This is a genomic window from Micromonospora sp. WMMD812 (assembly GCF_027497215.1).
Classification (GTDB): Bacteria; Actinomycetota; Actinomycetes; order Mycobacteriales; family Micromonosporaceae; genus Micromonospora.
Genome location: NZ_CP114904.1, coordinates 3,442,107 through 3,456,324, shown reverse-complemented (window position 1 = coordinate 3,456,324; position 14,218 = coordinate 3,442,107). Strand labels below are relative to the sequence as shown.

Sequence of the window (14,218 nt, the reverse complement as noted above, 5' to 3'; positions counted from 1 at the left end):
CGACGGTGGCCGGGCGAGGCTCCCGCGCTGATCGACCGGTCGGTCAGTCGCGGCCCACGAAGATGCCGATGCCGTTGGCGACCGCGCGCTCCGTACCGTCGGAGGGGTTGTTGCGGGCGGTCGCCGCCGTCTGGCCCGGCTCCCGGACGGCGATCGTGGTCGAGCCGCCGCCGTCCAGGTTCACCGCGGCGTCCGCTCCGAGCGACCGCATCAGGTCGGCCAGCTCGGCGATCGTGAAGCCCGCGCTGGCGGGGGCGCGGCCGGCCAGCGCGACGAGGTACACCGTTCTGCCGTCGGCGCTGACCCCGGCCGAGCTGCGGACGGCGGCGGTCTTCGTGTCCAGGCCCGCGAGGGGCTGCCCGTCACGCAGGATCGGCGCGCCGCCGACCGCGAACGTCAGCTTCGGCTTGCCCACCGAGACGAGCTTCTCGTCCACCTTGACCCGGTCGCCGACGACGAGGTCGTCGAGCGCGTCCGCGCCGCCCTCGCGGCCGACCAGCACCTGCGTGTCGCTCGGGATGGCGCCCGCGCCCGGCGTCGGGCTCACCGAGGTCACCACACCCCGGCGGACGGTCACCTCGTAGGTGTGGGTGCTACACGGATCGTTGCGGCTGGTGTCGCTGCCGCAGGTCGACCGGACCCGGGAGGCGGTGCCCCAGTCGGCGGTGAACATGCCCACGCCGCCGACCGGCAGCGCGTACTGGTTGAGGCCGCCGAGGGCGATCGTGCCCTTGGCGCTGCGCACCTCGCCGGCCAGGGACAGGGTGTCGACGCGCGCCTTGCCGTTCACGCCCACACCGAACACGTCACGGGTCGAGGTGCCGGGGGCGAGGCCCGGGCCGAAGCGCTGCGCGGTCGGCACGGCGAACTTCAGGTCCTCGCCGTCGGCGATCTCCGGGCCCGACGCCGAGCCGGTCGGCGCGACTCCGGCGTGGGTCTCGCTGATGTTGAAGAAGTCGCCGTTCACGCCGGCGACGGCGCCCTGGCCGTTGGTCATGGCCGAGACGACCTGGCGCTGCGCGACGCTGCCGGGGTGCAGCAGGTCCAGGGAGACCTTGTTCTTGTGCAGGTCGGCGGTGAGCAGGTAACCGACGGTCGCGCCACGCGGCGTGTCCACCTGGAACGACCCGTAAGTGACGCCCGGGGCGAGTTTCTCAGTCGCGGTGAAGGTGATCGAGGTGTCCGCAGTGGACACCGACGTCGCGGGGCCGGTCGCGGCCTGGGCGGTGCCGGTGGGCGTCACGAGGGTGCTCAGCCCCGTGGCGAGCAGCAGCGCCAGAGTCGGGCGCACGAGGTGTGATGACCTCATCGCCGCTCCTTTCTCCGTGCGATCCCGGGCGCGTGCCCGGGGTCGATCCGGCCGAGGAGGCGGCCGGACCAGCGAAAAGGTTCCCGACGAGCCGATCATGCGGGGATGAACGGGGGAGATGATCGACATGAACCGCCCGTGCTCTCTTGATCATCTGGCCGGTCTCCGCCGTGTGGCGGAGGACGCCGTCGCCCGGGCGCCACCGCCGCTTGGCGGGCGACGCCGTCGCACCCGACGCCGCTCGCGGCTTGGTGGGCACGCCTTCGCGTCCGGCGCCACCCGCACGGTCAGGACGACTCGCCGCCACGGTCGAGCCTGCGGCGGTGCCGCTCCACCGCCCGGCCGTGCGCGTGTGCGAGCAGCCGATCCACCTCGGCCCGGCTCCGGGGGCCGGGGTTGAGGACGCACGCCCAGGCGGCGGTGCCGTAGACCGGATGCGGCAGCACCTCGTCCAGCGCGGCGACGTCGACCGACGCCCGATGGTCGGCGGACTGCGCCGGCGGGTAGCCGAACAGCCGCTCGAACTCGTGGCGGCCCAGGTCCAGGTTGAGCCGGTAGACGTCCGGCCGGTCGAGCCGCGATTCCTCGTCGAAGCCGGGCATGTCGCGTACGACGATGGTGGCGAACGGCATCCGGCGGTCCGGGCCGACGAAGAAGAACCAGTTGCCCCAGTTCGATTCCGGAGCGCCCGACGCCTCGTCGGCCCGCAGAACCTCGACCTCGGGCAGGGCGAGAATCCGTCCGGCGAGGGCGTCCACGCTCAAGGCGGGCTCGTGAGGGTCGGGGGAGGGTACCTGAGAAGAAGCCATGACCTTCACCGTATCGTTGAACCACCTATTGAGACCTTCCCCGCGGTTGAGCCCGAGGAGCACGCCTGAACCCTCAAACCGGAGGACAGGTCTACCGGCCGGTGGACCTCGCCCGCGAGCACGGCATCTCCACCCAGGCCGTCCGCAACTACGAGCGCGACGGCGTCCTCCCGGCCGCCGATCGCACCCCCAGCGGCTACCGCGCCTACACCGACCTGCACGCCGCGGCGCTCCGCGCGTACCTCGCGCTCGTCCCGGCGTACGGCTACGGAGTCGCCGCCGAGATCATGCGGGCGGCGACCCGCGGCGATCTCGACGCCGCCCTGCGCGCCGTCGACGGCGGCCACGCGCAGCTGCTCCGCGACCGGGAGACCCTCGACGCCGTCGAGACGACGATCGGGGTGCTCACCGCGGCGCCGCCCCCGGACCGACCCGACCGGCCGCTGACCGTCGGCGCCCTCGCCCACCGGCTCGGCGTGACGCCCGCGACCCTGCGCAAGTGGGAACGGGCCGGCATCCTCACCCCGGCCCGCGACCGCGCCAGTCACCAACGCCTCTACGGCCCCGACGACGTCCGCGACGCCGACCTCGCGCACCTGCTGCGCCGCGGCGGCTACCTGCTCGACCACATCGCGACGGTCATGGCGCAGGTCCGCACCGCCTCCGGACCCGGGCCGCTGGCCGAGTCCCTCGACGCCTGGCGGCAACGCCTGGCCGCCCGTGGCCGCGCGATGCTGGTGGCCGGCGGCCACCTCGCCGCCTACCTGACGGCGGCCGGCCGCTGACCGACCCTCGGAACGATGTCGTCCTCGGCCCGGGCCGACGAGCTCGGCGGTCCAGCGACCCGACGCTCCGGGCGACCGGTCGCCGAAGCGTCATCGATCGGTCGTCGGAGGGTGCCGGTAGGGTGCCGACAGCGGCGAGGGGAGGGGCACGTGCTGGCTGGGCTGGAGTTGCCACCCGCGGTGGAGGCCGAGCGCGTCATCACGGCCGTGCTCGCCGACGTCCGCTCCGGTGACCACCGCGGCGTGGTGGTCGACTCGCCACCCGGGGCCGGCAAGTCGACCCTGGTGGTCCGCGCCGCCGTCGAGCTGGCCGCCGCCGACGAGCCGCTGATCGTCATCGCGCAGACCAACGAGCAGGTCGACGACCTCATCGACCGCCTCGCCCGCAAGGCACCCGAGCTGCGCATCGGCCGGCTCTCCGCCACCGACTACCAGCCGTCCGCGCGGGTCCGGGGCCACGACACGGTCCAGGTCGCCGCGAAGGTCACCGACCTCGGCAGCGCGGCCGTCATCATCGGTACGGCCGCCAAGTGGGCCACAGTCACCGAGGGCTCCTGGCCGTGGGCGATCGTCGACGAGGCGTACCAGATGCGCTCGGACGCCCTGCTGCGCGTGGCCGGCAGATTCGAACGGGCCCTGTTCGTCGGCGACCCCGGGCAGCTCGACCCGTTCTCCACCGTCGACACCGCGCGCTGGACCGGCCTCACCTGGGACCCGATGCAGTCCGCGGTCGCGGTGCTCCTGCGGCACAACCCCGATCTGCCTGTTCACCGGCTACCCGTCTCGTGGCGGCTGCCGGCCTCCGCCGCGCCCCTGGTGGCCGCCGCGTTCTACCCGTTCACCGGCTTCCGCGCCGGCACCGGGCGCGACGAGCGGGCGCTGTCGCTCACCGGGCCCGGCCCGGGCGACGCGGTCGACGCCGCGATCGAAACGGCCGCCCGCACCGGCTGGGCGCTCTACGCGCTGCCGGAGCGGCACACCCTACGTACCGATGTGGAAGCCGCGGCGGCGTGCGTGGCCCTCGCGGTGCGGGTGCTGGAGCGGGGCGCGGTCGCCGTCTCCGAGCAGGCGCCCACGGGAGCGCCGGTGACCGCGGACCGCCTCGCGATCGGCGCCGCCCACCGCGACCAGGTCGCCGTCATCCGCGCGCAGCTCGGCGCAGCCGGAGCCGGCATCACCGTCGACACCGCCAACCGGCTCCAGGGCCGCGAGTACGACCTGACGATCGTGCTGCACCCGCTGTCCGGGCGGCGGGACGCGACGGCGTTCCACCTGGAGTCGGGGCGGCTGTGCGTGCTGGCGTCACGCCACCGGCACGCGTGCGTCGTGGTGGCGCGGGACGGCATCGGCGACCTGCTCGACGCCCACCCGTCCACCGAGCCGATGCACCTCGACGTGCCGGTGAAGTTCCCCGACGGCTGGGAGGCGAACCAGTCGACGCTGACCCACCTGCGCCCGCACCGTGTCGCCGCCGGCTGACCCAGCCGGCACCCTCGCGGTCGCCGGCCGTTGCTCCACCTTGCTCCTTCGGGGTCGCGGGCCGTTGACCCAGCCGGCTCCTTCCGGGCCGCCGCCGTTGTCCGGCCCGGTCCGTTCGGGGTCGCCGGCCTGCGTGATTCCCGGTAGGTTTCGAGGCCGAGCATCTCCACCGTCGTCGATTGAGGTACGTGACCCCGTGACGCAGGTCGAGACGATCACCGGTGAACTCCAGGCGCTGGCCAACGGCGCGGAGCGAGCGCAGGGGCTGACGGCCGCGGCCGACAACCAGGCCCAGGAGATCGCCCTGAAGGCCGCCGGCGCCGGGTTCGCCGCCGTCGCGGCGGGCATGACCCGGGTACGCGCCGCGATCGGCGACATCCGGGGCGGCCTGAGCGGCCTCGGCACCGCGATCGACGAGGCCAGCAAGGCCACCGCCGCGGTTCCGCGCGAGGCGACACCCCAGGACACCGTCGCCGCACTGGCCCCCGTACAGCAGGGCATCATCGGTGCCCGCGAGGCGTCGGCGGCCACGATCACCCAGATCGGCACGGTGCAGCAACTCGTCACCACGGTCCTGCACGGCGGGCAGCCCGGCCCGCTGCTCCAGGCGCTGGACGGCATCAAGCAGGTCCTCGCCCTGTTGGCACAACGCGCCAGCGCCGCCGAACAAGCCGTGGAGGCGGCGATCGCCGAAGCGCGGCGGCTGGGGTCGGCGGGAAACTGACCGGGGCTGGCGGCCCGGCACCGACCAGCCCTGCCCCCGATCGCGCCGCAGCAACTCGTGCTACCGATGTCAGCAAGGCGGATACGCCTTGGACAAGACGACCGACGGGTGCGCCCGGAGGCAGACCGACCGGACCGCGAACCCGGATCAGACCCAGGGAAGACGACGTGGTGCGGCGCTCGCTGCAACTCGAGAACGAAGGCGCTGACAAGATCGCCGACAAGGGCTACCAGATCCACCAGAACCCGACACGGCTTGAGGTTGCGGAGGCTCGGCTTCGCACCGGAGACGTCGGCGACGCGCAGACGGATCCGGATTACCTGATCGAAGGGCACGTCTTTGATTGCTACTCTCCCACCCCGAGCAGGCCGGTCAGAGGCGTCTGGAGTGGGATCGCCGACAAGATCGACAGTGGACAGACCGAACGGGTGGTGCTGAATCTCAAGGACTGGCGCGGAGATGTGTCAGCCCTGCGTCACCAATTCGACGACTGGCCCATAGAGCGGCTGAAGGAACTGGTCGCGCTGACACCAAGCGGCGCGATCGTGCAGATCGTACGGCGAGACTGACGAGAGGTTGCGACATGGCTTTGGAGTTTCGGCTCACGCTGGCCGGCGACATTGCTCTGGAGGACATAGCCGAACTCGCAGCCGCCGACCCCTCCGAGAAGCCCACGCCGACGGCTCTCCCGCGAGTGCTCAGCGCGCGGCTTTACGAACAGCGTGGCTATGCCCTGAGCGTCTACACGGGCGATCACGGTTACTTCGATGCCGAGGACGACGACGGGTCGCTCTGGGAGTGGGAACTGACCGACTACGTCAACGTCGGCTTCTCGATGCGCGGCGACGAGATCGCGGAGAAGGGCATCCCGAACATGGCCGCCACTGTCGCACGGGTGCTGGCCGGCCGGCCCGAAGACGCAGCGCTTGTCCAGACCGACGGATACCTGCTCCTCACCCGCGTCGGCGGAGTGCTCCGCAAACACCGACCGGTTTTCTGGAGCCACTACGGCCTTGAGGGCGTCCCGTGAGTCGGCGCTCGCGGCGACCTTCGCTTTCACGGTGTCCGGTCTTGGTCGGGTCGTCACGTCGACGACATCCGCCTAGCCCAGGTTCGCGGGGTGTATCCCCGCCCTGCCGTACTGTGCCGCCCCGATGATCTGCACGTAGCACAATCTTCACGCTTGTGGATCGTCACCAGTCGCATGAGTGATGTGGCGCGATGGGCACGCGCAGTGGCCGACGGCCCTGTGGAGAACTGTGGCTGGCCGGCCGAGTACCTCCACCAGGCGAGGCAGATCCCGTTGGGCCCGATCGCCGATCCGCTGGACTCCGAGCAGCCGCTTCTGCCGGTCGACCCGAACTACCTGTTCTTCGCCGGCATTGACCGGCTGACCCGACACCTGGTGGCCGGCTTGACGGTCGCCAGTTCCAACGGGGTCAGCGAGGTCGGCGGTGCCGTCCACCGCGACTACCGCGCGCAGGGTTACGGCAACGAGATGCTGGACATGGTGTGCGCCTTGGTGCACCGGCACTTCGGCATCGCGCGCCTCGTTGCCGGCTGCGAGGCGACGAACGTAGCCAGCCAGCGCTGGTTGGCCAAGTCAGGGTTCGTGCCGGCCTCCGGGCCGCCGACGCACACGCTACCTAACGGGCGGGTCATCCAGGCGTTGTGGTGGGACCGGGTCGACCACGATCCCGAGCTGCGGTGCCGGCGACCGCGACCGCGTCCCCGACGGCGGCTGTTCAACCGGCGCTAGCCGTTCCGATGATCGTGGCGGCCGTCGGCCTTTGATGTCGGAAACGACTCAGCTCCGAAGCGTCCGAACCTCCCTGGTCGGGCTCCGTCGCCGGCACCGTCATCCGCCTGCGCCAGCCAGGCTCGACCGTCCCAGCTGCCCCGGCCACCCCGGCGGCACCGAGCGTTACAACCGGTGTCGGAGGGTTCGGCTACGGTCGGTACGTCATGGGCACGCGGACCAGCGAGGCGATCATCGGGCGGGACCACCCCGCCGGTCTGCTGCGCGCCGAGCTGGACCGGGCGACGACCAGCCACGGCGGTCTCGTCCTGGTCACCGGCGAGCCGGGCATCGGCAAGACCACGCTGGTCACGGCGGTGGCGCGGGAGGCCCGGGAACGGGGCGCGCTGGTGGTCGGCGGCGCCTGCTGGGATTCGGCCAGCGCACCCGGCTACTGGCCCTGGGTGCAGGTGCTGCGTCGCCTGCGCGGCTCGACCGACGACTGGGCGGTCGCGCGGGAGGTCGCCGAGTCCGGCCTCGGCGTCCTGCTCGGCGAGGACACGGCCAGCGTGAGCGGCATCGCCGGGTCGGGCGGCCCGATGAGCGAGGTGCTCGGCGGCGACCGGGACGACCGCGGCAACCAGGAGGAGTTCGCCCTCCACGACGCGGTGACCACCGCGCTGGTCGCGGTCTCCCAGCGCCGCCCGGTCGTCGTCGTCCTCGACGACCTGCACTGGGCCGATCCCGCGTCGCTGCGTCTACTGGAGTTCACCGCCCAGCACACCTGGTTCGAACGACTGCTGCTCGTCGGCACCTACCGCGACGCCGAGATCGAGTCGGCCGACCACCCGCTGCGCCCGCTGCTCATGCCGTTGCTCGCGAAGGCCACCACCCTCACCCTCACCGGCCTGTCCCGTGACGAGGTGGGCGCGCTCATGCGGCGTACGGCGGGGCAGGAGCCGGCCGCGGACCTGGTCGACGAGGTGCACCGGCGCACCGGCGGGAACCCGTTCTTCGTCGAGCAGACCGCCCGGCTGTGGCGGGCCGACGGCGCGGTGAGCACCATCGCTCCCGGCGTACGCGAGGCGGTGCGCCGCCGCCTCGCCCAGCTGCCCTCGACGGTGGTCGACGCGCTGACGGTCGCCGCCGTGCTGGGCCGCGAGTTCCACCGGCAGGTCCTCGCGGCCTGCGCCGCGTCGCCCGCCGCCCAGGTCGACCGGCTCCTGGACCGCGCGGTCACCGCCCGGCTGGTGGTGGCCCGCGGCGGCGGCCGGTTCGCCTTCGCGCACGACCTGGTCCGCGAGACCCTCTACGACGGTCTCGTCGACGACGACCGGCGTCACCGGCACGCCGCCGTCGTGCGGGCGGTGGACGGCTCGGCGGATCTCGCCGAGCGGCTGATCCCCGCCGACCTGGCCCGTCACGCCTACCTCGCCGGTGCCGCGCTCGACCCGTCCCGGGCCACCGACCTGCTGGTCGCCGCCGCGCGGGACGCGGGCGGTCGGCTGGCCACGGACGAGTCGGTGGTGCACTTCCGCCGGGCGTTGGAGGTCGTCCAGGACCGGGCGCACCGGGTGAAGATCATTATCGAGTTCGCCCAGTTGCTGTTCCACTCCGGCGTCGCGGACGAGGCCCGCCAGCTCCTCGGCGAGGCGGCGGCGATCGCGGCCACGCTCGACGAGCCGGTGGTGCTGGCCCGGGTCGCGCTCACCGTCCAGCGGCACCGGCAGGCCGGCGCCGGGCACTCGGCGGAAGCGGAGGCGCTGCTGCGGGAGGCGTACCGCCGGCTGATCGGCGAGCCCGACGAGACGGTGCCGGTCGGCACGCTCGTCACCGACCTGATCACGGCCACCGAGACGCTGGCCCGCCGCGGCAAGGACGACGAGGCGCTGACCTTCACCCTGTGGGCCCGCCACGACACCACCTGGGGGCTCGGCACCGCCGCGGACCGGGCGGCGATCACCGCCGAGATCCGGGAGGTGGCCCGGCGCACCGGTGACCGGGAGACCGAGATGTGGGCGACCTCGCTGCGGTGGGTCGCGCTGATCGAACTCGGCGACCCCCGCTACCTCGCCGAGTGGACGTCCTTCGTCACCGACGGCCAGGCCAGCGACGTGGCCCGGCACCGCATGGCCGGGGCTGTCGACGGCGGCATCATCGCCGCCTTCCGCGGCGACTTCGCCCAGGCCGACGCGCACTTCGCCGTCCTCGACGACCTCGGCGAGGTACCCCCGACCGACTTCGCCTTCATCGCCCACCACCTGCGCTGGGCCCGGCTGCTGCTGCAGGGCCGGTTCGACGAGATCGACGCCTACCTCGACCGGCTCGATCCCACTGACTACCCCTACCTCGAACTTGCCCGCGCCATCGTCGCGGCGGAGCGCGGCGACCACGAGACGGCGGTACGGATCACCGCCGGCATCGAGGCCGCCGGCACCACGTACACCCGGCCGGTGTCGCCGCTGTGGCTGCGGCTGCGGGCGCAGGCCGCCGCGGCGGCGGCCGACAAGCGGCGGTGCGCGGACGCGCGGGCGGCGTTGGCCCCGTACCGCGGGCAGTGGATGGTCGGCCTCTTCGGCTGCGACGTCGGCGGCCCGGTCGACCACTGGCTCGCGTCACTCGATGCCGCGCAGGAGCGCTGGGACGACGCGGTCGCCGGCTTCCAGGCTGCTCGGGACGCCGCCGACCGGATGGGCGCCCGCCCCTGGTCGGTCATGGCCTGCGCCGCCCTGGCCGACGCGCTGGCCCGACGCGACGGACCGGGCGACGCCGCCGCCGCGGTCGCGCTGCGCGCCGACACGGAACGGCACGCCGCCGCGCTCGGCATGCGGCACGTGCTCGACCGACTCGCGGCCGGCGCCGGTCGCGACGGCGAGCCCGCCATCGCCACGGCCATGTTCGGCACCCCGGGCGTCGCCGCAGCCGACGGGACGGGCGCGCGGGTCGCGAGCTCGCCGCGCCCCGACGCGTCGGCCGCCGGGCCGCCGGTCGTGGCGGTGGCCGGGCCGCCGGTCGCGCCGGTGGCCGGGCCGCCAGTCGCGGCGGTGGCCGCGCCGCCGGTCGTGGCCTACGAGTTCCGGCGCGACGGACCGGTGTGGCAGCTCGCCTACGCCGGCACGGTGGTCCATCTGCCCGACGCCAAGGGCCTGCACGACCTGCATCTCCTGCTCAGCCGGCCCGGCACCGACATCCCGGCCGTCGAGCTGCTCGACCCGGCCGCGGGTCCGGAGTTGGTCGCCGCGCGGCGGATGGGCGGCGACCCCGTGCTGGACGACGAGGCGAAGGCCCGCTATCGGCGTCACCTGGACCGGTTGGACGACGAGATCGACCGGGCCGCCGCGCGTGGCGACGAGCGGAAGGTGGCCGCGTTGGACGCCGAGCGGACGGCGCTGCTCGACGAGTTGCGGGCCGCGGCCGGGCTGGCCGGGCGCAGCCGCCGGCTCGGCGACGAGGCGGAGCGTGCCCGCAAGGCGGTGACCGCGCGGATCCGGGACACGCTGCGCAAGCTCGACGGGCAGCACCCGGCGCTGGCCTCGCACCTGCGCGAGACCGTGTCGACCGGGAGCAACTGCCGCTACCTCCCGCCCGACCCGCTGCCCTGGCGCCTCTGACCCAGCCCGTCCTGCGCGGCGCTCGGGCGAAGACGCCGACGGGGCGCCGCCACCTGGGTGGCGACGCCCGTCGGACAGGCCGTGGTCAGCGGCGGTTGTACCGGTACATGGTGAGCGTGCCGAAGACCACCACGAACCCGGCGCTCCACAGCAGGAGCCACATGGTGTTCGCCGGGTCGGACGAGCCGCCCATCGCGGCGCGGACCGCGGCCACCAGGTGGGTGATCGGGTTGGCCTTCACGAACGCCTGGAGCCAGCCGGGCATGGTGCTCGGCTCGACGAAGACGTTGCTGAGGAAGGTCAGCGGGAAGAGCACCATCATGCTCACCCCCATCACCGACTTCTCGCTGCGCAGGATCAGGCCGAAGAACGTCCAGACCCAGGAGAAGGCGAACGAGAAGATCACCAGCAGGCCGATGCCCATGGCCACGCCGAGCAGGCCGCCGTCGGGGCGGAAGCCGAGGACCAGCCCGACGCAGAGGATCACCACGGCCGCCAGGATGTAGCGCAGCACGTCGCCGAAGATCATGCCGACCAGGGCGGCCGGCCGCCAGACCGGCAGCGTGCGGAACCGGTCGAAGATCCCCTTCTCGATGTCGGTGTTCAGCCCGACCCCGGTGTACATGGTGATCATGACGACGCTGGTCACCATGATGCCGGGCAGGAAGAACTGCAGGTAGTCCCGCGGGCTGTCGGCGAGGGCGCCACCGAACAGGTACGTGAACATCAGCACCATGATGATCGGGAACGCGGTCACGTCGAACAGCTGCTCCGGCACGTGTTTGATCTTCAGCATGGCCCGCCAGCCGAAGGTGAGCGACGCCGACAGCGCGCTCGGCCTCGGCGGCCGCTCGCCCGGCGCCAGGACCGTCGACAGCGCCTGCGCGGACGGTACGTAGACGGACGGCGCCCGCCCGGTGGTGGTCGTGGTGTCGCTCATCGGGCTGCCTCCAGCTGGTCGTCCCGCTCGTCGGCCGGGACGGCGGGGTGGTCGGTCAGGGCCAGGAAGACCTCGTCCAGGCTGGGCTGGCCGAGGGAGAAGTCGTCGACGAGGATGCCGGCGCGGGCCAGCTCGGCGAGCGCCCGAGCGGCCTGCTCGCTCGCGGCCAGGCCGCTGCCCTCGCCGCCGACCCGCGCGGTGAGCGCCACCGGGTCGGGTTCGAGCTGCACCGGTACGCCGAGCGCCGCCTGGAGGATCTTCTCCGCGTCGGGCCGCTGCCCGGGGTCGCGCAGTCGCAGGTGGACGGTGCCGGAGCCGACCGAGGACTTCAGCTCGCCCGGGGTGCCCTCCGCGATCACCCGGCCGTGGTCGACCACCGCGATCCGGCCGGCGAGCTGGTCCGCCTCGTCCAGGTACTGGGTGGTCAGCAGCACCGTGGTGCCGTGCGCCACCACCGCCCGCACGATCTCCCACACCTGGTTGCGGCTGCGCGGGTCGAGGCCGGTCGTCGGCTCGTCGAGGAACAGCAGGTCGGGGGTGTTCAGGATGCTCGCGGCGATGTCGATGCGCCGCCGCATGCCGCCCGAGTACTTCTTCACCTGTCGCCCGCCCGCCTCGGTCAGACCGAACGCGGCGAGCAGTTGGTCCGCGCGCTCGCGGGCGGTCTGCTTACGCAGCCCGAGCAGCCGGCCGAGCAGCACCAGGTTCTCGATGCCGGTCAGGTCCTCGTCGACCGAGGCGTACTGGCCGGTCAGGCTGACCCGGGCGCGGACCTTGTCGGCCTCGGCCAGCACGTCGTGCCCGAACACCCGGGCCCGGCCGCCGTCGGGCCGCAGCAGCGTGGCCAGTATCCGGACCGCGGTGGTCTTGCCGGCCCCGTTCGGGCCGAGCAGGCCGTAGACGGTGCCGGCGGGCACCTGGAGGTCGATCCCGGCCAGTGCCCGGGTCTCCCCGAACGACCGGGTCAGGCCCTCGGCCTCGATGGCCAGGCCGGTCGTGCGCTTACTCATGGTCTTCTCTTCCTTTCCATGTCAGGAGACGTACGGGCGCGCCGCGCGGCCCTCGCGCAACGCCAGGCCCCACCAGCAGAGCTGGTCGAGCAGGACGTGGGCGTCCTGGCGGAGCTGGTCCGCGTGCAGTGGCGTCGGCTCGCCGCAGAGCAGGTCGACGCCGACGACATCGCGCACCGTCGTCGCGTGCAGCGCGGTGAAGACCGTGCGGAGCTGGTCCACCGCGTGGACGCCGGTGGAGCGGCAGCCGTACGCGACGAAGCCGACCGGTTTGGCCTGCCACTCGTCGTACGCATAGTCGATCGCCTGTTTCAACGAGGCCGGGAAGCTGTGGTTGTACTCGGGGGTGACCACCGCGAACGCGTCGGCCCGGCGCACCTGCCCGACGAACGACCGGATCGCGTCGGTCGGCTCCGCCGGGTAGTTGGCCGGGAAGTCGTATTCGGCCAGGTCGACTACGTCCACCATAAGCTCGTCCCGCAGGCGTGCCTGGTCGACGAACCACTGGGCGACGCGGTCGCCCATGCGTCCCTCACGGGTGCTGCCGATGATCACGGCGAGCCGTAACGGCGTCATGGTTCCCCCTCCCGGCCTCGGGTCTCGTCCCTGAGGCGCGAGAAGGGGGCGCGCGTCCGCTAGACGGGATCTAGCGGGCTACCTACCAGCACAAACCCGTCGCGGCCTGATCGGTCCTGTCGGCGACCGGTTGCGGGGATACTGCGGGGGTGCGTGGCGCGTTCGTTCACGAGGCGGTCCTCCTCATGGAGCCGGATGCCGACCTGCGCGCGCCGGGCGGGGCGATCACCGTGGCGCTGTGCGGGCACTGGGATCACGAACCGCCCTGCCCGCTGGCGCCGCACCACACGCGGGTGGACCGGGTCGGTGGTGAGGTACGCCTGCGGGTGCTGTTCGCCGTCGAGCCCGACCGGGAGCAGGTCGTCCGGCACCGCATCGACCAGGCGCTGTCCGGTGGTCAGCTGCGCGGGCCGGACGGCGTGACCACGCGGTGGCGGCTGGAGAGCAGCCGGCCCGGTGTCGTCGCCGAGGAGGAGGCCGACCACGCCGAGCGGCTGGCTCGCGGCTGATCCGCGGCCGAGCGGAGCCTGGCGCCGAATCGGTCGCACCTCAGCCGCCCCGAACGACAGGGGGGCTCCCCAGGGGCATCCGCCAACGATTGATGTTCGTTGACGTGTCGGGGGAGTCCTGTTGACTGGACTCCGACGACGAGGGGGGCGGCATGGCGGAGGTGCGCATCGCGCCGTGGAGCGAGGACGATCTCGACCTGCTGCGGCGGCTCAACGCGCCGCAGATCCGGGCACACACCGGCGGGTCGGAGACCGACGAGCAGGTGCTGGCGCGGCACGAGCGCTACGTGCGGTTCGGCGGCATCGGCCACGGCTGCATGTACACGGTGGTGCTGCCCGACGGGGCGAAGGTGGGCAGCGTCGGCTACTGGGACCGCGAATGGCACGGCGAGCAGGTCTACGAGATGGGCTGGGCGGTGCTGCCCGCGTACCAGGGGCGGGGGCTGGCCACCGCCGCGGTGCGTGCGGTGGTCGAGGCGGCGCGCGCCCGGCGGACCCACCGCTGGGCGCACGCGTACCCGTCGGTCGACAACCCCGCGTCGAACGCGGTTTGCCGTAAGGCGGGGTTCACGCTGCTCGGCGAGACGGAGTTCGAGTACCCGCCGGGCCGGCTCATGCTCTCGAACGACTGGCGCATCGACCTGACCGCTCCCGCCGGGCGTGACCGGCCGGCGGCGGCGGTGGCTGGCGACGGGGCCGGGAAGGCGGCGGGGGGCCAGTAGCATGAG

Annotated in this window: 14 protein-coding genes; 9 read left to right on the top strand and 5 right to left on the bottom strand. The window is 73.2% G+C overall.

Annotated features, from left to right (window positions below; translation table 11 throughout):
• Window positions 1-43: 43 nt before the first annotated feature.
• Together O7603_RS15825 and O7603_RS15820 are read right to left on the bottom strand one after the other, a co-directional pair.
• On the bottom strand, window positions 44-1,309 hold the full coding sequence (locus tag O7603_RS15825) for a phosphodiester glycosidase family protein (protein WP_281576474.1): 1,266 nt from the start codon (window positions 1,307-1,309) through the stop codon (window positions 44-46).
• Window positions 1,310-1,596: 287 nt separating this feature from the next.
• The gene (locus tag O7603_RS15820) at window positions 1,597-2,118 is read right to left on the bottom strand and encodes a DUF6194 family protein (protein ID WP_281576473.1); all 522 of its coding nucleotides are present in this window, start codon (window positions 2,116-2,118) and stop codon (window positions 1,597-1,599) included.
• Window positions 2,119-2,219: 101 nt separating this feature from the next.
• Between O7603_RS15820 and O7603_RS15815 the strand changes: the two genes are divergently transcribed.
• The 7 genes from O7603_RS15815 (at window position 2,220) to O7603_RS15785 (ending at window position 10,455) form a co-directional block, all read left to right on the top strand.
• Window positions 2,220-2,903 (top strand): TioE family transcriptional regulator, encoded by a 684-nt coding sequence (locus O7603_RS15815; protein ID WP_281576472.1) that lies wholly within the window; start codon window positions 2,220-2,222, stop codon window positions 2,901-2,903.
• 150 nt (window positions 2,904-3,053) lie between these two features.
• Entirely contained in the window at window positions 3,054-4,382 is a 1,329-nt protein-coding gene (locus O7603_RS15810) for an AAA family ATPase (protein WP_281576471.1), read from the top strand.
• Between the two features lie 196 nt (window positions 4,383-4,578).
• Entirely contained in the window at window positions 4,579-5,106 is a 528-nt protein-coding gene (locus O7603_RS15805) for a DUF6244 family protein (protein WP_281576470.1), read from the top strand.
• 167 nt (window positions 5,107-5,273) lie between these two features.
• Window positions 5,274-5,675: a hypothetical protein gene (locus O7603_RS15800; protein ID WP_281576469.1), complete on the top strand. Its 402-nt coding sequence runs from the start codon at window positions 5,274-5,276 to the stop codon at window positions 5,673-5,675.
• 14 nt (window positions 5,676-5,689) lie between these two features.
• Window positions 5,690-6,136 (top strand): SitI3 family protein, encoded by a 447-nt coding sequence (locus tag O7603_RS15795; RefSeq protein ID WP_281576468.1) that lies wholly within the window; start codon window positions 5,690-5,692, stop codon window positions 6,134-6,136.
• 153 nt (window positions 6,137-6,289) lie between these two features.
• Window positions 6,290-6,865, top strand: a complete 576-nt coding sequence (locus O7603_RS15790; RefSeq protein WP_281576467.1) for a GNAT family N-acetyltransferase — start codon at window positions 6,290-6,292, stop codon at window positions 6,863-6,865.
• A 206-nt stretch (window positions 6,866-7,071) separates the two neighbouring features.
• Window positions 7,072-10,455, top strand: a complete 3,384-nt coding sequence (locus O7603_RS15785) for an AAA family ATPase (protein WP_281576466.1) — start codon at window positions 7,072-7,074, stop codon at window positions 10,453-10,455.
• Window positions 10,456-10,540: 85 nt separating this feature from the next.
• Here the strand turns inward: O7603_RS15785 and O7603_RS15780 are convergent, their stop codons facing one another.
• The 3 genes from O7603_RS15780 to O7603_RS15770 are packed head-to-tail and all read right to left on the bottom strand — an operon-like array spanning window position 10,541 to window position 12,981.
• Window positions 10,541-11,395 (bottom strand): ABC transporter permease, encoded by an 855-nt coding sequence (locus O7603_RS15780; protein WP_281576465.1) that lies wholly within the window; start codon window positions 11,393-11,395, stop codon window positions 10,541-10,543.
• Complete coding sequence (locus tag O7603_RS15775; RefSeq protein WP_281576464.1) at window positions 11,392-12,405, bottom strand: ATP-binding cassette domain-containing protein; 1,014 nt, start codon at window positions 12,403-12,405, stop codon at window positions 11,392-11,394. Before O7603_RS15775 ends, O7603_RS15780 begins: the two co-directional genes overlap by 4 nt.
• 21 nt (window positions 12,406-12,426) lie before the next feature.
• Entirely contained in the window at window positions 12,427-12,981 is a 555-nt protein-coding gene (locus tag O7603_RS15770) for an NAD(P)H-dependent oxidoreductase (RefSeq protein ID WP_281576463.1), read from the bottom strand.
• 149 nt (window positions 12,982-13,130) lie between these two features.
• On the opposite strand from O7603_RS15770, the gene O7603_RS15765 reads away from it, so the two are divergent.
• Window positions 13,131-13,490, top strand: a complete 360-nt coding sequence (locus O7603_RS15765; protein WP_281576462.1) for a hypothetical protein — start codon at window positions 13,131-13,133, stop codon at window positions 13,488-13,490.
• Window positions 13,491-13,642: 152 nt separating this feature from the next.
• Entirely contained in the window at window positions 13,643-14,212 is a 570-nt protein-coding gene (locus O7603_RS15760) for a GNAT family N-acetyltransferase (RefSeq protein WP_281576461.1), read from the top strand.
• The last annotated feature ends 6 nt before the right edge of the window (window positions 14,213-14,218 follow it).

Excerpts from the sequence above, each read along its gene's own strand:
- O7603_RS15825 (WP_281576474.1), bottom strand. The coding sequence starts at position 1,309 with ATGAGGTCATCACACCTCGTGCGCCCGACTCTGGCGCTGCTGCTCGCC.
- O7603_RS15820 (WP_281576473.1), bottom strand. The coding sequence starts at position 2,118 with ATGGCTTCTTCTCAGGTACCCTCCCCCGACCCTCACGAGCCCGCCTTG.
- O7603_RS15795 (WP_281576468.1), top strand. The coding sequence starts at position 5,690 with ATGGCTTTGGAGTTTCGGCTCACGCTGGCCGGCGACATTGCTCTGGAG.
- O7603_RS15785 (WP_281576466.1), top strand. The coding sequence starts at position 7,072 with ATGGGCACGCGGACCAGCGAGGCGATCATCGGGCGGGACCACCCCGCC.
- O7603_RS15780 (WP_281576465.1), bottom strand. The coding sequence starts at position 11,395 with ATGAGCGACACCACGACCACCACCGGGCGGGCGCCGTCCGTCTACGTA.
- O7603_RS15775 (WP_281576464.1), bottom strand. The coding sequence starts at position 12,405 with ATGAGTAAGCGCACGACCGGCCTGGCCATCGAGGCCGAGGGCCTGACC.
- O7603_RS15770 (WP_281576463.1), bottom strand. The coding sequence starts at position 12,981 with ATGACGCCGTTACGGCTCGCCGTGATCATCGGCAGCACCCGTGAGGGA.
- O7603_RS15760 (WP_281576461.1), top strand. The coding sequence starts at position 13,643 with ATGGCGGAGGTGCGCATCGCGCCGTGGAGCGAGGACGATCTCGACCTG.